Origin of the sequence: Paenibacillus sp. AD87 (assembly GCF_001659845.1) — a bacterium.
Lineage (GTDB): Bacteria > Bacillota > Bacilli > Paenibacillales > Paenibacillaceae > Paenibacillus > Paenibacillus marchantiae.
This window is the reverse complement of sequence record NZ_LXQN01000016.1, coordinates 1-18,105: the sequence shown is the minus strand read 5'-3', so window position 1 is coordinate 18,105 and position 18,105 is coordinate 1. Positions and strand designations below refer to the sequence as shown.

The window sequence follows — 18,105 nt, the reverse complement described above, 5'->3', positions numbered from 1 at the left end:
ATGGGATAAAGCTAGAAATGGAGTAGCGGAGCGTAGGCAAAACTACGTGAGCAACGAACATTTCGGCTGAATTCCAGCTTCGACGCTGATGATGCCATTAGGCATCCTTCGTAATCAAAAGCGGACTTTTTTGAACTACCTCTAAAAAGGTTATTTCCTACCCTCATTATACTCCACTACCTTATACATTTAAAGAAAGGAACGAGCGCTGTCGACCTTCAAAAACGGCTACCTCCGTACAGCCCAGCTCACGCAAGAGCGCCTCGGCCTCAGGCAGATAATCGCCTAGCTTCAGCGGATCATGTGCATCGGAGCCAAGGGTCAGCGGAATTCCCAATCGAATGGCCTCCGTTAACATCCGGCGACCAGGGAACATCTCTGCGCATGGCTTCGATAATCCTGATGCATTGAGCTCCATAGCACAGCCACTTTTTGCGATAGCTTGCAGTGCTGCGTTTTCAAGGGCTATACGCTCTTCAGTCTGCTCTGGTGCCGGAGTGAAGCCAAAGCGCTTGATCACATCTGTATGACCCATAATATCGTACATTCCCGTCGCTGCCGCTTTGCTCACAGCATCATAGTACTGACGATAGACTCCTAGTACGTCTTTGCCTTCCCAATGATGGGTCTGGCGAAAATCCGTAATGTCCCATTCCCCGAGAAAATGAACCGATCCAATCACATAGTCCCATGGGTAGCGTTCAATAATGGCCCGGATTTCGGTCTCCCAGCCTTCAATATAGTCGCCTTCGAGGCCGACACGCACATCGATCTGACCACGGTACCGCTCTTTCAGAGAAAAACACTCTTCCACGTAACGCGGCAGCTCATCCATGGGCATTGCCATCTCAGGATAATAGTGAGCGGGGTCTACATGCAGCAAAGGCATGTGATCCGACAGCCCGATCTGCGACAGCCCAATCTCCACCCCACGCTGTACATAAGCCTCCAGCTTGCCAACCGCATGACCACACCGCTCATGGTGTGTATGATAGTCTATACGCACAGGCTCGCCTCCTAATCGCGGCGAGGCCGCTCGTGGCGACGGCTCAGCTCTGACATGATGTCATCCAGCGGCAGCTTGCGCTCTTGCAACAGAACGAGCAAGTGGTACATCAGGTCACTGACCTCAAGACGAAGCTCGTCATTGTCTTTATTTTTGGCGGCAATGATCGTCTCGGACGCTTCTTCACCGATTTTTTTCAGAATTTTATCAACGCCTTTATCGAACAGGTACGTCGTATATGCACCTTCCGGACGCTCACGTTCACGCTCTGCAATGACCGATTCCAGTTCAGCCAGTACTTCAAAACGGCTTTCGGAGCTGGCACTTGCAGTCGTTGCAATAGAATCACCTGAAGTCTGATTTGCTGATTGCTCTGGCAAGCCCACGATTTCATTATGGAAACACGTCACTGCTCCGGTGTGGCAAGCAGGTCCGTTCGGCTTCACTTCAACCAGCAAGGTGTCACCATCACAATCGTATTTCAATGAAGTAATCGTCTGTACGTTACCTGAAGTTGCGCCCTTGTGCCACAGCTCTTGACGCGAGCGTGACCAGAACCACGTTTCACCGGATTCCAGCGACAATTTTAGGGATTCCCGATTCATATAAGCCATCATCAGAACTTGACGTGTCTCTGCATCCTGCACAATGGCAGGTACCAAACCATCGCTCCAGCGAATGTGTTCCACAACCTGCTCCAAGGATAACTGCTCCTTAATCTCATTGCTTACATTAGTCACGGATCTCCACCCCTTGGTCTCTCAAATGTTGTTTTAACGCCGGAACGGCGATTTCTTTGTAATGGAATATCGTTGCTGCTAGACCTGCGTCCGCTTTGCCTGTCGTGAACACATCATAGAAATGCGATTCCTTGCCCGCACCGCCTGAAGCAATGACCGGAATACGTACCGATTCGGATACCGCTGCAGTCAGCTTCAGATCGAATCCGTCCTTCGTTCCGTCCGCATCCATGCTTGTCAGCAAAATTTCTCCAGCGCCTAAGGCCTCCGCCTGTTTAACCCAGTCAAGCGCCTTTATCCCTGAAGGTTTACGTCCACCATGCGTATACACTTCCCATTCGCCCCAAGCCTCATTATACTTGGCGTCAATTGCAACGACGATACACTGGGAACCAAAGCGGCGTGCTCCGTCTGCAATCAGCTGAGGATTAAGCACAGCTGCCGTATTTACCGCAATCTTGTCCGCTCCTGCACGCAGAATGCGCTTCATGTCTTCCACCTTGGAGATCCCTCCACCTACGGTAAAAGGAATGGCGATCTCGCCTGCGGTTTGCCGCACTACTTCTTCCATCGTTTCGCGGCCTTCCACCGAAGCGGAGATATCGAGAAACACCAGTTCGTCCGCACCCTCGCGGTCATACAGCGCCGCCAGCTCCACCGGATCACCCGCATCGCGGAGATTGACGAAGTTAACGCCTTTGACAACCCGGCCGTCCTTCACGTCCAGACAAGGAATGATTCTTTTTGCCAGCATGCTCCTCTTCCTCTCTCCTGATGATCGCATACCTGTATAAGTTCAACTTAGAATATTCACACTAGCCACTCCGATGACAGAACAACCTTACGAGCGCTGTTATCCCCAGATTTTTTGATCCTTTTTTAAAGGGAAAATCCGGGGATAAAGGCGAACGTTTCACTTCTTCAGGTTATTTCTGTCCTCTCCGTTATCGTGCCAATGTTTATTTGAGCCTATATAGTATCGCTATTATTTATTTACCGCACGTACCGCTTCGGAAAGATCAATACTACCAGTATACAGCGCTTTACCTACGATTGCTCCTCCGACACCATCTTCCGCATGCTTGCTTAAACGAAGCAGATCATCCATGACACTAACTCCCCCGGAAGCAATCACCGTACGGCCACTCGCCTTCGCAAGAGACACGATCGCTTCCACGTTAGGACCCTGCATCATGCCATCACGGGAGATGTCTGTGAAGATGAAGGTTTCGGCACCAAATGCCGCCAGTTCCTTCGCAAGTACCTCGGCCTGAACTTCCGATGTCTCCAGCCATCCGCGTGTCGCCACATAGCCATTGCGTGCATCGATACCAATAGCTACTTTATCTCCGTAACGCCCCAGTACTTCTTCTGTAAAAGCGCGATCTTCAATCGCAGCTGTTCCGATAATAAGACGACTTACGCCGAGGCCCAACAAACGTTCTACATCATCCACTGTACGAAGACCTCCACCTACCTGAACAGGCACGTTCACGGCCGAAGCAATACGCCCGATCAGCTCATCATTCACGGGATGACCTGCTTTTGCACCGTCCAGATCCACCAGATGAACGTATGTACCACCTTGCTTCTCCCAGGAAAGAGCAACTTGAACCGGGTCATCGTTATATACCGTCTCCTGATTGTAATCTCCCTGCACCAGTCTTACACATTTGCCGTCCCGGATATCAATTGCCGGATATATGATAAAAGATGACATACAAGGCCTCCTGAATATATTCATATTTGTCTCTATATAAATTGAAACTAAAGAATATTTACACTTGCCACTCCGATGACAGAACAACCTTCCGATCGCTGTTATCCCCAGATTTTTTTTAAACCCCTTATTTAAAGGGGAAAATCCAGGGATAAAGGCGAAGCGTATGCTTCCGATGCAGCTTTCTTTCAGAAAGCTTTTAGCTCCGCTTCTTCAGGTTATTTCTGTCCTCTCCGTTATCGTGTAAATGTTTAGTTCAATTTATATAGATTAGATTTTATATAAGATTAGCTAGTATTATTTTATAAGGATGGAATTAAAAAATCATATGATCGCTGATTAAGATTACGCCTTCGATCCAGTTAACGCCAGGAAGTTTCCAAGCAGCTTCATACCCAGCTCTCCGCTCTTCTCCGGGTGGAACTGCATACCGAAATTGGAGCCTCTGCCAACAATCGCCGTAACCGGATGTCCGTAATCCGTTACTGCCAATAGATCGCTCTCTTCATCCGTACGTGCATGATATGAATGGACAAAATAGACATGACTTGCCTCAAGCCCCGCGAATAGCGGATTTTCCGGGTGCAGGAACTGCAATCGATTCCAGCCCATATGTGGAACCTTTAGTTCTCCCGGTGCGAATCGCACCACTTTACCCGGCAAAATATTCAATCCTTCATGCTCGCCATGCTCCTCACTTGAGCTGAACAACAGCTGCATGCCCAGACAGATCCCGAGAAGCGGTGTTGGTCCAGCTGCCGCTTCCTTCACCACAGCGTCCAATCCACTCTCTCGCAAGTGCACCATGGCATCGCCAAATGCACCTACACCTGGCAGAATCACACCATCTGCACCAAGAATCGCATCCCGGTCACCTGTGACCTGCGCTTCGTAGCCAAGACGTTCGACCGCTTTGCCGACGCTGTGCAGGTTCCCCATACCGTAATCGACAATTGCAATCGCCATCGTCTACAGCACTCCCTTCGTGGAAGGCACACCCGTTACACGTGGATCAATCGTTGTTGCCTCATCCAGTGCACGCCCCAGTGCTTTGAAGATCGCCTCGATCATGTGGTGCGTATTTTGTCCGTAGTGCACAATAACGTGCAGTGTAATGCGTGCTTCCAGCGCCAGTTTCCACAGGAACTCATGTACCAGCTCAGTTGAGAAGCTGCCCACTTGCTGAGATGGGTATTGTGCACGGTACTCAAAGTGAGGGCGGTTGCTGACATCGATGACTACCTGAGCGAGAGCCTCATCCATCGGTACAAATACACTAGCATAACGTTTGATGCCCCGCTTGTCACCCAATGCTTCACGAAGAGTCTGTCCCAGACAGATCCCGATATCCTCCACCGTGTGATGGTCATCAATATCAACATCGCCGCGCGCCTGTACGTTCAGATCGAATTGTCCATGCTTTGTGAACAGATCGAGCATATGATTCAGGAAAGGTACGTCCGTTTCAATCTCGGATTCCCCGGTTCCATCTACGGCAAAAGAAAGCTGAATGTTCGTTTCATTTGTTTTGCGGTCTACCTCTGCCTGACGTACAGCACCCTTGCTCTGAAGGTCCAAACCATTATCCTGCTTATCCATTATCCGATTCCGCCTTTCCTTCCTGTTCTAACCGTACAGCGATCGCACGGGCGTGTCCTTCGAGCCCTTCATGCCGGGCCAGCTCTATAATAGCCGCTCCATTTTGGAGCAACGCTTCCTTGCTGTAATAGATCAAACTTGATTTTTTGATAAAATCATCCACATCCACAGGTGAGCTGAATCGTGCCGTTCCATTTGTCGGAATAATATGATTCGGTCCCGCAAAATAATCCCCTACCGGCTCCGAGCTATACGGGCCGAGGAAGATCGCTCCGGCATTCTCGATCCGGCCAGCGTAAGCCATGGGCTCCTGCACCATGATCTCCAGATGCTCCGGTGCGAGCCGGTTCACCACATCGATTCCCTCATCGATGGAGTCGACCACAATAATCGCGCCATGCTGCTCCACGGAAGCAGCAGCGATATCGCGCCGCGGCAGTACTTCCAGCTGCTGCCGCACTTCGGCCTGCACGGCTTCCGCCAGCACGGCCGAGGTCGTGACGAGAATGGCCGATGCCATCTCGTCATGCTCCGCCTGCGACAACAGGTCGGCGGCGACATACACCGGATTCGCCGTATCATCGGCGAGCACCACAATCTCACTTGGCCCGGCGATACTATCGATATCGACTGCGCCATAAACCTCGCGCTTCGCGAGCGCCACGTAAATATTGCCCGGTCCACAGATCTTGTCGACCGGGGCAATGCTCTCCGTGCCGTAAGCAAGGGCGGCGATTGCCTGAGCGCCGCCAACCCGGTACATCTCGCTCACGCCTGCTTCCGCAGCAGCCACGAGAATGTACGGGTTAATGCCTTCGCCGCCGTTTGTTGACGGCGGCGTCACCAGAACAATCTCCGGCACGCCAGCCACCTGTGCCGGAATCACATTCATCAGCACCGACGAAGGGTACGCTGCTTTGCCGCCAGGTACATACACGCCGACCCGCTTCAGCGGCCGGATCACCTGGCCCAGCAGACTGCCGTCCGGCTGCCAATCCATCCATGAGTTGCGTTTCTGCTTCTCATGAAAAGCACGAATGTTAGCGGCGGCTTGCCGAATCGCCGTCACGAAGGAAGGCTCCACGGCTGCATAAGCCGCCTGCAGCTCTTCCTGCGGCACGCGTAGCTCCGCAGCCGTCAGCTTCGTGCGGTCCAGCTGCTCTGTGTAACGCAGCAGTGCCGCATCTCCTTCCCGGCGAATGTCGCTGACAATGCGCCGTACCGTTTCATTTTGCTCCGGTGTGCCGTATTCCACTTCCCGCTTCAAATCAAATTCCCGTGCAGGTACAATCTTCATGCGTACATCCTCCCTATCCCTGTAATGCCTGTGATGCGACTAATGCCTATTTATGCTATATAATCAATCATCAATTAGTGACTTCTGTTCCATCTTACATGCTTGATTTATCCTCGAAAAATTCCCGCCGACACCTCATTCGAGGCTGGAATGACCTGTTGGAGAGCATCGCATAAAGCCTGAATTCGTGCGTTCTTCATCCGATAGCTGACCCGATTGGCAATAAGGCGGCTTGTGATATCCAGAATACCCGTCATCTCCACGAGCCCGTTCTCACGTAACGTCTGTCCCGTCTCTACCAGATCGACGATTCGATCAGCCAGACCGATCAGCGGCGCCAGTTCGATGGAACCGTTCAGTTTGATAACTTCTACCTGCTGTCCCTGCTCGCGGAAATATTGGGAGGCAATCCTCGGGTACTTTGTTGCCACCCGCTGCTGAATGCCAGGTGTCCAGTCCGGTAGTCCAATAACAGACATGCGGCACTGTGCGATTCCCAGGTTCAACAATTCGTACACGTCCCGATTTTCCTCAAGCAGGACATCTTTACCCACAATCCCTATATCCGCTACTCCATACTCCACATACGTTGGCACATCCACCGGCTTCGCCATGATGAACTCCATCCCTGCTTCTGGCACTTCAATCACCAATTTGCGCGTATCGTCCACGTCTACCGGAATATCAAGCCCTGCTTCACGGAACAGTTTGGAGGCTTTCTTATAGATTCGGCCCTTCGGCATGGCTACCTTCAAAATATCCGACATCTCAGCGTCCCCCTCCATTTTTAGATCCGTACGTGATAACCTGCTCAGCCTGGATTGACTTGTTGCCTGCTACAGCTCCAGCGGTTGTCGTACTTGCCTCTGCCCCAGCTTCAGGAAGAAGGAACGTTACTACATTTTGACCGATGCTGCGTAGTCTCGCCGCCTCCGTTAGAGCCTCAGCCCGGCGTTCCGAAGTATATTGAATAAGTACAGGCTTCTTCTCTTCCATTGTAATTCCATGAACACCATCAATAATCCGGTTTGTTTTGAGTGCAAACCCTGTAGCCGGTAATGATCGGCCAAACTGCTGTAACAGATTATCATATCGTCCGCCACTGCATACCGGCGATCCGAGCTCTGCCGCATACCCTTCAAACGTCATGCCTGTATAATAGGAGAAATCACCAATCATCGTCAGATCAATTAATACATGCTCAGACACACCGTACGCTTCCAACACTTCGAATACTGCACATAGATGTGCAATGGACTGTGCAGCTTCAGTGCTTGAGCTCAGCTCTGCTGCGTGTGTACATACCTCTTTACCGCCACGCAGACGCAAAATGGCTTCAAGCTGTTCCTTCAGTTTCGGTTCTAGATCCAATGCTTCAATGGATTGGCGATAGCCGACATAATCACGTCCCAGCAATCCTTCTTTCAACTGCTCCTGTTGTACCGTTTTACCCGGAATGACTTCTTCCAGTAACCCGTTCAGAAATCCCATATGACCCATCGCAATTTTAAAGGAAGATACACCCGCTGCCTGCAAAGAAGCGATCGCAAGTGCTACAACTTCTGCATCTGCCTCTGGCGAATCATCACCGACAAGCTCTACACCTGTTTGGAAAAATTCCGCCTCACGTCCTGCTTCCTCTTCAATGGAACGAAACACATTCGCATGATAGGACAGACGCAGTGGAAGTTCCTCATCCTTCAATAGAGAAGAGACCACCCGTGCAATCGGAGCTGTCAAATCTGATCTTAGCACCAGCGTAGTCCCGCGACTGTTCAATAATTTAAACAGCTTGCGATCCGATGTGGAACTCGCTACACCTACAGTATCGTAGTATTCAATCGTTGGCGTTATGATTTGACGGTAACCCCAGCGTTCCATGCATTCCAGTACATTCCGCTCAATGGTTCGCAGCTTGGTCACCACATGTGGTGTATAGTCACGAAAACCTGTCGGTTTTTCAAAGCCTTTTGGTTTGGACATTGGTATTATTCACCCCGAGTCAGTAATTTAAGATTGGTAGACGTTCTATTTCAACAGGATTTATGTAGTGTAAATCCCCATTCTATCTTGTAACCTGAATTCTTATTGTTGCTGCCAGGCAGCCTTCAGAAAATGTTTAGTAAGTGTTCATTTATGCTTAATTATACTTAACTTTCATCTCACTTCTTTAACATGGTAAAGTGCTAACAAACTAAAGGATATGGGATATGATAACATGAATGACTATCCATCGTCAACAATGCGGCCCCTTTGGGTTGCTTGCACTACATCCTCCATTTTGATCCCATTGCTGAACATGAGTCTAATTATTTGTATACGAAAAAAGCTGCCATCAGCAGCTTCCTTATTCCAGTCCGTTCGACTTATTGCTCTTCCCCTGACTGAATCAATTCAGGTTAATTTTCGTATCCTTTGTTGGTGATCTTTTCAGATATGTCCGTAGGCCGTCTCCCAAAATCATTTGTTTTCATCAGCCTTTATGACAATTTCCTCCACTGAAGCATTCGAGCGAGACAGATCACGAAGTGGATTTCCTCCAACAAAAGCCCCCGGAGCTACATCCTTATGAACAACTGCTCCTGCAGCTACTACCGCACCGTCTCCAATGGTCACACCCGGCAGGATGGTTGAATTTGCACCGATCAGTACATTTTCCCCGATAATCACCTCACCGAGTCTGTACTCTTTAATAAGATACTCGTGAGCCAGGATCGTGGTGTTGTAACCAATCACGGAATTTTCGCCCACCGTAATTTTCTCCGGAAAGAACACATCAACCATCACCATCAAACCAAATGCCGTATGTTTACCCACCTTCATGCCAAGCATGCGACGATAGATCCAGTTCTTGACCGACAAAATCGGGCAGTACCGTGACAACTGAATCCAGATAAAATTACGCACGCCTTTCCACGGACTCACTGTCTTGTAGATATGCCAAAGTGCGTTATGACCTTCTACGGGATAGCGGGTTACTTTTCTCATGAACGTTCCGTTTCAATCAGCTTGAGCAAGTCCTTCATGTCGTGCAAAATGTAATCCGGGTTATAGCCGCTCAATACGGCCTCTCCCTTAAGGGACCAGGCTACGCCTACCGCAAGCGCACCCGCGTTCTGTGCCGATTGAATATCGACTGGGCTGTCACCCACCATCAATGTTCTGGAAGGATCTGCACCCAACTCTTCGATCGCCTTTAGGACCGGTTCAGCATGCGGTTTGGGATTGGTTACATCGGTAACTGTTACAATCGATTTCATATACTTCAACAGGTCGAAACGCTCCAGCACCTTAAGAGTAGATGGACGAATCTTCGTTGTGACAACACCCATCACAATTCCTGCCTCATGAAGAGCTTCAACGACTTCAATCACGTGAGGAAAAGGCTGAACCATCGCCTCATGATGAACGTCGTTGTACGCCCGATATCCTTTGACATACTCCGCAACATCCTCTTTCCCAGAAAACGTACGCATCTGATTCTCCAGTGTTCCTCCCATATGAGGAATGATCTGTTCGCGTGTCCAAGGGGTAGATAACTGCAAATCCTCCATTACATGAAGGAAAGAGTTAATAATTAGTTCATTCGTGTCGATGATCGTTCCATCCAGATCAAACAAAACCGTGTCAATCATGTTGCATTACTCCTTTTTCTCTTCAGCTTGCTTCAGATCCTCTTTGGTCGAGACTGGAGTTACCGTGTCCTCTTTGCCTGCAACCGGGCCCGTTTGCACCATATCATCCGATGATTCTGAAGGAACCTTGGAAGATACAATTGGATCGCTATACCGTACATCTGCCTTGCCTGTCATTCTTCTCACGACGATGAAGACTACCGCAACAATAATGATCCCAATAGCCAGCAGCTGCGAAATTCTTACGTTACCGTAGGCTGGATCAAGATATCCTTGCTCGAAGCCCATAGCTGTCATCGGTGACCATAATCCATTAACCATGGAGGCAACCCATTGCGGAGCCTGGAATCCCAGACTGTCGGTACGCAGCGCTTCGATAAAGAATCGACCGATCGAGTACCAGATAAAATAGGACATAAACAGCTCACCAGCACGCAGGAACTTCTGACGACGAAGCACCAGCAAGATGATCAGACCAACAAGACTCCACATCGATTCATACAAAAATGCAGGATGATGGAATACACCTTCCACGTTCATCTGATTAACGATAAAGTCTGGCAAATGAAGCTTGTCTCTCAAAAATGATTCTTCTACAGGACCGCCATAGGCCTCCTGATTTACAAAGTTACCCCAGCGTCCGATCATTTGTCCAACGATCAATCCAGGTGCACAGATGTCGGCCATGCGCCAGAAGTTATACCCTTTACGACGGAAGAAAATGACTGCACATATGATCGCACCAATCAGTGCGCCATATATGGCGATACCACCATTCCATATTTTAAAGACATCCCAGAAATTATCCTTATAATCGTCCCATCGAAATGCCACGTAGTATATGCGGGCACCGATAATGGCAGAAGGCACACCAAGCAGAACCATGTCCATGAACACTTCCTGCGGAATGTTATATCGTTTGCCTTCCCGGATGACGAGCAGCAAACCTACAAGTGCCGCTGTACCGAGAATAAGCCCGTACCAGTGAACCTTTAACGCTCCGATGGAGAACGCTATCGGGTTCAACAGTAATAATGTATCCATTCATTCACACTCCTATAAATTGACTCATTCACAAGCATGACCAACTGCTGTATGTCTCCAACGCTCTATAAAGGAGTAAAACACATCAACAATTGGCCTTTAATCATATAATAGATCCTTCTCTTCTTAGTCCATGTCTTCCATATCTTCAGAGATCGTTGCTGTCAGCTTGTTCGTAAATTGCAACGCAGCATTCAACCCCATCTGTTTCAAGCGATAGTTCATTCCCGCTACTTCAATGATAACAGCCAAGTTCCGCCCCGGACGAACAGGAATCGTTACAAGCGGTACATCTGTGTCAATGATGCGTGTCGTCTCTTCATCCAGACCAAGACGATCATATTGTTTATCCTGCTGCCAAGCTTCCAGACGAACAACCAGTGTAATTCGTTTGTTATTACGAACCGCACCCGCACCGAACAATGTCATTACGTTGATGATGCCGACACCACGGATCTCAAGTAGGTGACGGATCAATTCTGGCGCAGTTCCGTGCAGCTGGAAGTCTGATGTCTGACGAATTTCTACCGCATCATCGGCAATCAATCGGTGACCACGTTTCACCAGTTCCAGTGCAGTTTCACTCTTACCAATGCCACTGCTACCGGTGATTAACATGCCTACTCCATACACATCACAGAGTACACCGTGAATTGTTGCTGTAGGCGCCAGTTTCTTCTCCAGGAATCCAGTAATCCGGCTGGACAGAATCGTTGTAGCCATGTTGCTGCGAAGCACAGCAAGGTTCTGTTCTTCACTGATGTCAATCAGTTCCTGTGGCACTTCAAGTCCACGGGTTACTACGATACATGGCGTTTCTTCCGTACAAAGGCGCTGCATCCGATCACGGCGCTCATCTTCTGGCAACATTGCAAAAAAGGCCAGCTCTGTTCTACCAAGAAGCTGTACCCTTTCTTGGGGATGATATTCAAAATAACCGGCCATTTCCAGGCCAGGACGGTTCAAATCGTCTACAGTAATGACTCTCTTCAGCCCGTGAGATCCAGAAACAACCTCCAACTGGAACTGTTGTACCAATTCAGATACTTTCACTTTTTTCGCCATTTGTCTCTTCCTTTCAGCATTCGCTGCCCTCTATGTACATCAGCATTAGCGTCATTCCATTGCATTAATAGCGCATTCATGTTGTTTGTTACAGCATCTAACCTTCAAATAATCTTAAATGAATTCCGGGATGAATGCAATCTTGGCTTCCACCCGTGTATGAGTAAAAAAGCCCCTTCCAGCAATAACGGAAGGGGCTCAGATTACCATGTATGATTGCGTTAACTGATAGATTCTATCGTTACCGATGAATCTCAGTACTATTAGTCTTGAAGAAGAACGTTTGCTTCAGTCTCTTTGTCAAAGATATGAACTTTGTTCATGTCAATTGCCATTTTAACTGTGGAACCATCACGAGTGTTGGAACGTCCGTCTACACGTGCGATTGTAGTGTCGTTACCTACACCGCTCAAGTAGAGGAGCATTTCGTGACCCAGGTTCTCTGTTACGTCTACGTGTGTAGAGAATACAGAGTTCGGGGATGCTTCCAGGAATACTGGCTCTTCGTGAATGTCTTCTGGACGAACACCCAGAATCACTTCTTTACCAATGTATCCTCTTGATTTCAGCACTTGTGCTTTACCTTGTGGGATTTCAACGTCCACACCAGGAGCTACGAAATGCATGCTAGCACCTTGCTCAGCCAATTTACCCGAGATAAAGTTCATTGTCGGGGAACCGATGAAACCAGCTACGAACAGATTAGCAGGGAGGTTGTAAAGCTCTTCCGGAGAAGCAGCTTGTTGGATGATACCATCCTTCATAACTACAATTCGATCACCCATTGTCATTGCTTCGATTTGGTCATGCGTTACGTAGATAACGGTTGTTTCCAAACGTTTCGCAAGTTTAGTGATCTCAGCACGCATTTGACCACGCAATTTTGCATCCAAGTTGGAGAGAGGCTCATCCATCAAGAACACTTGTGGATCACGGACGATCGCACGTCCCAGAGCGACACGCTGACGTTGACCACCGGACAATGCCTTAGGTTTACGCTCAAGCAAATGTTCAATATCCAGGATTCTAGCTGCTTCACGTACACGTTTGTCGATCTCATCTTTTTTCACTTTACGCAATTTCAGACCAAACGCCATGTTTTGGTATACGCTCATATGCGGATACAAGGCATAGGATTGGAATACCATCGCGATATCGCGGTCTTTAGGAGCAACATCATTAACGACGCGGTCACCGATATAGAGTTTACCTTCAGAAATTTCCTCAAGGCCTGCGATCATACGCAGTGTTGTTGATTTACCACAACCGGACGGACCTACCAGTACCAGAAACTCTTTATCTTTAATGTCCAGGTTAATATCAACTACTGTTGCTTTATCAGAACCCGGGTATTTTTTGAAAATATGCTCTAAACGTACACCAGCCATGATTGTTGCCTCCTCAGAGATCATTTTGTAATCGAATACATTTTGTAGTTTTATATTAACCCATTTGCATGATGTTTGACTATTCGCAAACTGCACAAAATTATCAAAGCTTTTTCGTCACTTTGTACATAAGCAATAAAAGTCGCACCAGAACGGCACTTTCGAAGTTTCTGATATCATATCCAATCTCCTGTTTGATCTTATCCAAACGATATACCAAGGTATTTCGATGAATAAAGAGTCGCTTTGCCGTCTCACTCACATTACAATCGAGATTGAAGAAGGTCTCCAGTGTAGCCAGTGTTTCACTATCACTAAACAACACAGTGCCTTTCCCCGTTTCCTGTATAAAACGAAGTCGCTGTTGCACAGGAATACTATCTACCAAACGCTCAAGGTGCAGATCCCAAGGAAGATGAATGTGTTGCACGACATGGAAAGCTCTGCCCAAGTGAACACTCTCTTGAAGAAGTGCCGTGACAGAAGATAGCTGTTTTGCAGGAATACACGGTAAGGATGCAGATAAATGAAATACACCCGCCCATTCACTGGCTACCAATTCATAGAGCCCCTGACAGAAGGCTTTCAATAAATCTTTTCTGGCTTCCGTCGTATCCTCTTCAGCTTCGCCTGTGACAATCTGTTCATCACCCAGAAACACCCACTCCTGCGCTCCCACAGGAATCAGTATAATCTCTTCACCGAAGTAACTTTCGAGTAACTTGTTCAATTCCTTCGAACGAATACGATGAGCATCAGGTGTCTCACATTGCAGCAAAAATGGGATTTTCTCTGTGTTCAATTCTCCATCCAATGAAAAATGATCCGGAATAGGTTCCTGCTGAACTCTTTGCTCAACCTGTTTCCGAAGCCACTGTCCCAATTCAGCAAGCTGTTGTTCTCTATCGTTTTCATATATCACAGGCTGTTCTTCATCTAACGATTCCCTATGACTAGTAATGAGAAGTTCAATTAAACGCTGTACTTCCAGCGTAACGGCATCAACAGAGCATCCCCAATATAAAACAGTACCTTCTTCCTCGTTCATCCCGATTTTAAAATATATTTGGTCTTCTGTACGCCAACTGCTTACATCCTTTGCTAATCCATCCATCATCTCATCATCACGCAAGAAACCTTCGGCCTCTTTTGTAAGAGTATTATGAGCCACTGGAACAGTTCTACGGTGAGCTGAGCTCAATCCATATTGATTCCATTCTTCTATAGTTATCACGGATTCGTCCAATGTAGTACCTATAATTGCTTCGATTTGTTTTTTTAGATCAGGTATGAGCTTCATATAATGAACGCCACCACTCTGCTTTTTTCTATTATTTTATCATATCTTGCGCAGCATCGCCTTTTTCAGTCTTTATCAAAGTTTCCATATTATTAATTTATTTATCTATAACAAAAAAGAGTGATTAATCAAATTAATGATCAATCACTCTTTTTCAAAAGATGAGTCATGAAGGGCTCGAACCTTCGACACCCTGATTAAAAGTCAGGTGCTCTACCAACTGAGCTAATGACTCGAAAAACTGGTGGAGGATGATGGATTCGAACCACCGAACCCGTACGGGAGCAGATTTACAGTCTGATGCGTTTGGCCGCTTCGCTAATCCTCCAGGATTACATGGTGGCTCGGGACGGAATCGAACCGCCGACACGAGGATTTTCAGTCCTCTGCTCTACCGACTGAGCTACCGAGCCTTATTTAATTTTTAGATTAATGGCGGAACCGACGGGATTCGAACCCGCGATCTCCTGCGTGACAGGCAGGCATGTTAGGCCAACTACACCACGGTTCCAGGCATTAATGGTGCCGGCGAGAGGACTTGAACCCCCAACCTACTGATTACAAGTCAGTTGCTCTACCAGTTGAGCTACACCGGCGTATATGGTGGAGGCTGAGGGGATCGAACCCCCGACCCTCTGCTTGTAAGGCAGATGCTCTCCCAGCTGAGCTAAGCCTCCTGGGTAATATGGTAGCGGCGGAGGGGATCGAACCCCCGACCTCACGGGTATGAACCGTACGCTCTAGCCAGCTGAGCTACACCGCCATATTAATAATATTGATCTTGATTGCTTGTCCACCTTAAGGTAAAGATGGCGGAGAGAGAGGGATTCGAACCCTCGCACCGCTTACGCAGTCTAACCCCTTAGCAGAGGGTCCCCTTATAGCCACTTGGGTATCTCTCCAAATAGACAATCATGAACAATGCTTACAAGGATTGCTCCCTGAAAACTAGATCCGAAACGAAATGTGCGACTTATAACTTGCATATTTGGATAAGCCCTCGACCGATTAGTACTGGTCAGCTCCATGCATTGCTGCACTTCCACCCCCAGCCTATCTACCTCGTCGTCTTCAAGGGGTCTTACATACTGGGAAATCTCATCTTGAGGGGGGCTTCACGCTTAGATGCTTTCAGCGCTTATCCCTTCCGTACATAGCTACCCAGCGGTGCTCCTGGCGGAACAACTGGTACACCAGCGGTACGTCCATCCCGGTCCTCTCGTACTAAGGACAGCTCCTCTCAAATTTCCTACGCCCACGACAGATAGGGACCGAACTGTCTCACGACGTTCTGAACCCAGCTCGCGTACCGCTTTAATGGGCGAACAGCCCAACCCTTGGGACCTACTTCAGCCCCAGGATGCGATGAGCCGACATCGAGGTGCCAAACCTCCCCGTCGATGTGGACTCTTGGGGGAGATAAGCCTGTTATCCCCAGGGTAGCTTTTATCCGTTGAGCGATGGCCCTTCCATGCGGTACCACCGGATCACTAAGCCCGACTTTCGTCCCTGCTCGACTTGTAGGTCTCGCAGTCAAGCTCCCTTATGCCTTTGCACTCTTCGAATGATTTCCAACCATTCTGAGGGAACCTTTGGGCGCCTCCGTTACTCTTTAGGAGGCGACCGCCCCAGTCAAACTGCCCACCTGACACTGTCCCCGCACCGGATTACGGTACCAGGTTAGAACCTAGATACGATCAGGGTGGTATCCCAACGGTGCCTCCACGCAAGCTGGCGCTCACGTTTCAAAGGCTCCCACCTATCCTGTACAGATCGTACCCAAATTCAATATCAAGCTGCAGTAAAGCTCCATGGGGTCTTTCCGTCTTGTCGCGGGTAACCTGCATCTTCACAGGTATTAAAATTTCACCGGATCTCTCGTTGAGACAGCGCCCAAGTCGTTACGCCATTCGTGCGGGTCAGAATTTACCTGACAAGGAATTTCGCTACCTTAGGACCGTTATAGTTACGGCCGCCGTTTACTGGGGCTTCGGTTCACAGCTTCGGATTGCTCCTAACCGCTCCCCTTAACCTTCCAGCACCGGGCAGGCGTCAGCCCGTATACTTCGCCTTACGGCTTCGCACAGACCTGTGTTTTTGCTAAACAGTCGCTTGGGCCTTTTCACTGCGGCCCCCTCGTGCTATTCACACTACCGGGGCACCCCTTCTCCCGAAGTTACGGGGTCATTTTGCCGAGTTCCTTAACGAGAGTTCTTCCGCGCGCCTTAGAATTCTCTTCTCGCCTACCTGTGTCGGTTTGCGGTACGGGCACCATCACCTGGCTAGAGGCTTTTCTTGGCAGTGTGAGATCATGACCTTCGCTACTATAATTTTCGCTCCCCATCACAGCCCAGCCTTAACGATGTGCGGATTTGCCTACACATCAGCCTCACTGCTTAGACGGACATCCATCAGTCCGCGTCACTACCCTGCTGCGTCCCCCCATTGCTCATAACGGCTTACGGTGGTACAGGAATTTCGACCTGTTGTCCTTCGACTACGCCTTTCGGCCTCGCCTTAGGTCCCGACTTACCCTGAGCGGACGAGCCTTCCTCAGGAACCCTTAGGCTTTCGGCGGATCAGATTCTCACTGATCTTTTCGTTACTCATACCGGCATTCTCACTTGTATAATGTCCAGCGCTCCTTACGGTACACCTTCAACCCTTATACAACGCTCCCCTACCCCTGATGCAAAGCATCAAGCCATAGCTTCGGTGGTGTGTTTAGCCCCGTTACATTTTCGGCGCAGAGTCACTCGACCAGTGAGCTATTACGCACTCTTTCAATGGTGGCTGCTTCTAAGCCAACATCCTGGTTGTCTGTGCAACTCCACATCCTTTCCCACTTAACACACACTTGGGGACCTTAGCTGATGGTCTGGGCTGTTTCCCTTTTGACAATGGATCTTAGCACTCACTGTCTGACTCCCGGAAGTAAGTCTATGGCATTCGGAGTTTGACTGAGCTTGGTAACCCTTGCGGGCCCGCACCCAATCAGTGCTCTACCTCCACGACTCTGTTTTCCGAGGCTAGCCCTAAAGCTATTTCGGGGAGAACCAGCTATCTCCGAGTTCGATTGGAATTTCTCCGCTACCCCCACCTCATCCCCGCATTTTTCAACATGCGTGGGTTCGGGCCTCCAGTGCGTGTTACCGCACCTTCACCCTGGACAGGGTAGATCACCCGGTTTCGGGTCTACGTCCACGTACTAAGTCGCCCTATTCAGACTCGCTTTCGCTGCGGCTCCGGCTCTTCACCTTAACCTTGCACGGGAACGTAACTCGCCGGTTCATTCTACAAAAGGCACGCCA

General features: G+C 48.9%; 15 protein-coding genes, 8 tRNA genes and 1 rRNA gene. All 24 read right to left on the bottom strand.

Features of this window, described 5'->3' with window-relative positions; all coding sequences use genetic code 11:
• Nucleotides 1–181: 181 nt before the first annotated feature.
• Nucleotides 182–1,006 carry a histidinol-phosphatase HisJ gene (gene hisJ / locus gpAD87_RS23180; protein ID WP_064641186.1) on the bottom strand — a complete coding sequence of 275 codons (825 nt, stop codon included), beginning with the start codon at nt 1,004–1,006 and terminating at the stop codon, nt 182–184.
• Between the two features lie 11 nt (nt 1,007–1,017).
• Entirely contained in the window at nt 1,018–1,746 is a 729-nt protein-coding gene (gene hisIE, locus gpAD87_RS23175; RefSeq protein ID WP_064641184.1) for a bifunctional phosphoribosyl-AMP cyclohydrolase/phosphoribosyl-ATP diphosphatase HisIE, read from the bottom strand.
• On the bottom strand, nt 1,739–2,500 hold the full coding sequence (gene hisF / locus gpAD87_RS23170) for an imidazole glycerol phosphate synthase subunit HisF (protein WP_063566512.1): 762 nt from the start codon (nt 2,498–2,500) through the stop codon (nt 1,739–1,741). The genes hisIE and hisF overlap by 8 nt, the downstream gene beginning before the upstream one ends.
• A gap of 231 nt (nt 2,501–2,731) precedes the next feature.
• Nucleotides 2,732–3,466: a 1-(5-phosphoribosyl)-5-[(5-phosphoribosylamino)methylideneamino]imidazole-4-carboxamide isomerase gene (gene hisA, locus gpAD87_RS23165; protein WP_064641182.1), complete on the bottom strand. Its 735-nt coding sequence runs from the start codon at nt 3,464–3,466 to the stop codon at nt 2,732–2,734.
• Between the two features lie 345 nt (nt 3,467–3,811).
• Nucleotides 3,812–4,432 (bottom strand): imidazole glycerol phosphate synthase subunit HisH, encoded by a 621-nt coding sequence (hisH, locus tag gpAD87_RS23160; RefSeq protein ID WP_064641180.1) that lies wholly within the window; start codon nt 4,430–4,432, stop codon nt 3,812–3,814.
• A 3-nt stretch (nt 4,433–4,435) separates the two neighbouring features.
• Nucleotides 4,436–5,065, bottom strand: a complete 630-nt coding sequence (gene hisB / locus gpAD87_RS23155) for an imidazoleglycerol-phosphate dehydratase HisB (protein WP_064641178.1) — start codon at nt 5,063–5,065, stop codon at nt 4,436–4,438.
• Nucleotides 5,058–6,362 (bottom strand): histidinol dehydrogenase, encoded by a 1,305-nt coding sequence (hisD, locus tag gpAD87_RS23150; protein WP_064641177.1) that lies wholly within the window; start codon nt 6,360–6,362, stop codon nt 5,058–5,060. Before hisD ends, hisB begins: the two co-directional genes overlap by 8 nt.
• A gap of 107 nt (nt 6,363–6,469) precedes the next feature.
• On the bottom strand, nt 6,470–7,129 hold the full coding sequence (gene hisG, locus gpAD87_RS23145; RefSeq protein ID WP_064641175.1) for an ATP phosphoribosyltransferase: 660 nt from the start codon (nt 7,127–7,129) through the stop codon (nt 6,470–6,472).
• 1 nt (nt 7,130) lies between these two features.
• Complete coding sequence (locus gpAD87_RS23140) at nt 7,131–8,345, bottom strand: ATP phosphoribosyltransferase regulatory subunit (protein WP_064641173.1); 1,215 nt, start codon at nt 8,343–8,345, stop codon at nt 7,131–7,133.
• A gap of 477 nt (nt 8,346–8,822) precedes the next feature.
• Nucleotides 8,823–9,350 carry an acyltransferase gene (locus gpAD87_RS23135; RefSeq protein ID WP_064641171.1) on the bottom strand — a complete coding sequence of 176 codons (528 nt, stop codon included), beginning with the start codon at nt 9,348–9,350 and terminating at the stop codon, nt 8,823–8,825.
• A complete protein-coding gene (gene ppaX, locus gpAD87_RS23130) occupies nt 9,347–9,997 on the bottom strand; it encodes a pyrophosphatase PpaX (RefSeq protein ID WP_064641169.1) in 651 nt (216 codons plus the stop codon). Before ppaX ends, gpAD87_RS23135 begins: the two co-directional genes overlap by 4 nt.
• A 6-nt stretch (nt 9,998–10,003) precedes the next feature.
• Complete coding sequence (gene lgt, locus gpAD87_RS23125; protein WP_064641168.1) at nt 10,004–11,041, bottom strand: prolipoprotein diacylglyceryl transferase; 1,038 nt, start codon at nt 11,039–11,041, stop codon at nt 10,004–10,006.
• A 126-nt stretch (nt 11,042–11,167) separates the two neighbouring features.
• Complete coding sequence (hprK, locus tag gpAD87_RS23120) at nt 11,168–12,106, bottom strand: HPr(Ser) kinase/phosphatase (RefSeq protein ID WP_063566521.1); 939 nt, start codon at nt 12,104–12,106, stop codon at nt 11,168–11,170.
• A 263-nt stretch (nt 12,107–12,369) separates the two neighbouring features.
• A complete protein-coding gene (locus tag gpAD87_RS23115) occupies nt 12,370–13,494 on the bottom strand; it encodes an ABC transporter ATP-binding protein (RefSeq protein WP_063566522.1) in 1,125 nt (374 codons plus the stop codon).
• A 103-nt stretch (nt 13,495–13,597) separates the two neighbouring features.
• On the bottom strand, nt 13,598–14,665 hold the full coding sequence (locus gpAD87_RS23110; protein ID WP_231952798.1) for a PucR family transcriptional regulator: 1,068 nt from the start codon (nt 14,663–14,665) through the stop codon (nt 13,598–13,600).
• 291 nt (nt 14,666–14,956) lie between these two features.
• Nucleotides 14,957–15,029 (bottom strand) — tRNA-Lys (locus gpAD87_RS23105).
• 7 nt (nt 15,030–15,036) lie between these two features.
• Nucleotides 15,037–15,122: transfer RNA gene (locus gpAD87_RS23100), tRNA-Tyr, on the bottom strand.
• A gap of 9 nt (nt 15,123–15,131) precedes the next feature.
• Nucleotides 15,132–15,207: transfer RNA gene (locus gpAD87_RS23095), tRNA-Phe, on the bottom strand.
• A 20-nt stretch (nt 15,208–15,227) separates the two neighbouring features.
• Nucleotides 15,228–15,305, bottom strand: a tRNA-Asp gene (locus tag gpAD87_RS23090).
• Between the two features lie 9 nt (nt 15,306–15,314).
• Nucleotides 15,315–15,390: transfer RNA gene (locus gpAD87_RS23085), tRNA-Thr, on the bottom strand.
• A gap of 5 nt (nt 15,391–15,395) precedes the next feature.
• Nucleotides 15,396–15,471 (bottom strand) — tRNA-Val (locus gpAD87_RS23080).
• A gap of 9 nt (nt 15,472–15,480) precedes the next feature.
• Nucleotides 15,481–15,557 (bottom strand) — tRNA-Met (locus tag gpAD87_RS23075).
• Between the two features lie 47 nt (nt 15,558–15,604).
• A tRNA-Ser gene (locus gpAD87_RS23070) sits at nt 15,605–15,696 on the bottom strand.
• Between the two features lie 86 nt (nt 15,697–15,782).
• A 23S ribosomal RNA gene (locus gpAD87_RS23065) occupies nt 15,783–18,105 on the bottom strand; the annotation flags it as partial.

What these genes read in the sequence shown, in the direction of transcription:
- hisF (WP_063566512.1), bottom strand. Translation starts at nt 2,500, where the DNA reads ATGCTGGCAAAAAGAATCATTCCTTGTCTGGACGTGAAGGACGGCCGG.
- gpAD87_RS23135 (WP_064641171.1), bottom strand. Translation starts at nt 9,350, where the DNA reads ATGAGAAAAGTAACCCGCTATCCCGTAGAAGGTCATAACGCACTTTGG.
- hisD (WP_064641177.1), bottom strand. Translation starts at nt 6,362, where the DNA reads ATGAAGATTGTACCTGCACGGGAATTTGATTTGAAGCGGGAAGTGGAA.
- hprK (WP_063566521.1), bottom strand. Translation starts at nt 12,106, where the DNA reads ATGGCGAAAAAAGTGAAAGTATCTGAATTGGTACAACAGTTCCAGTTG.
- gpAD87_RS23140 (WP_064641173.1), bottom strand. Translation starts at nt 8,345, where the DNA reads ATGTCCAAACCAAAAGGCTTTGAAAAACCGACAGGTTTTCGTGACTAT.
- lgt (WP_064641168.1), bottom strand. Translation starts at nt 11,041, where the DNA reads ATGGATACATTATTACTGTTGAACCCGATAGCGTTCTCCATCGGAGCG.
- hisH (WP_064641180.1), bottom strand. Translation starts at nt 4,432, where the DNA reads ATGGCGATTGCAATTGTCGATTACGGTATGGGGAACCTGCACAGCGTC.
- gpAD87_RS23115 (WP_063566522.1), bottom strand. Translation starts at nt 13,494, where the DNA reads ATGGCTGGTGTACGTTTAGAGCATATTTTCAAAAAATACCCGGGTTCT.
- hisG (WP_064641175.1), bottom strand. Translation starts at nt 7,129, where the DNA reads ATGTCGGATATTTTGAAGGTAGCCATGCCGAAGGGCCGAATCTATAAG.
- hisA (WP_064641182.1), bottom strand. Translation starts at nt 3,466, where the DNA reads ATGTCATCTTTTATCATATATCCGGCAATTGATATCCGGGACGGCAAA.
- ppaX (WP_064641169.1), bottom strand. Translation starts at nt 9,997, where the DNA reads ATGATTGACACGGTTTTGTTTGATCTGGATGGAACGATCATCGACACG.
- hisB (WP_064641178.1), bottom strand. Translation starts at nt 5,065, where the DNA reads ATGGATAAGCAGGATAATGGTTTGGACCTTCAGAGCAAGGGTGCTGTA.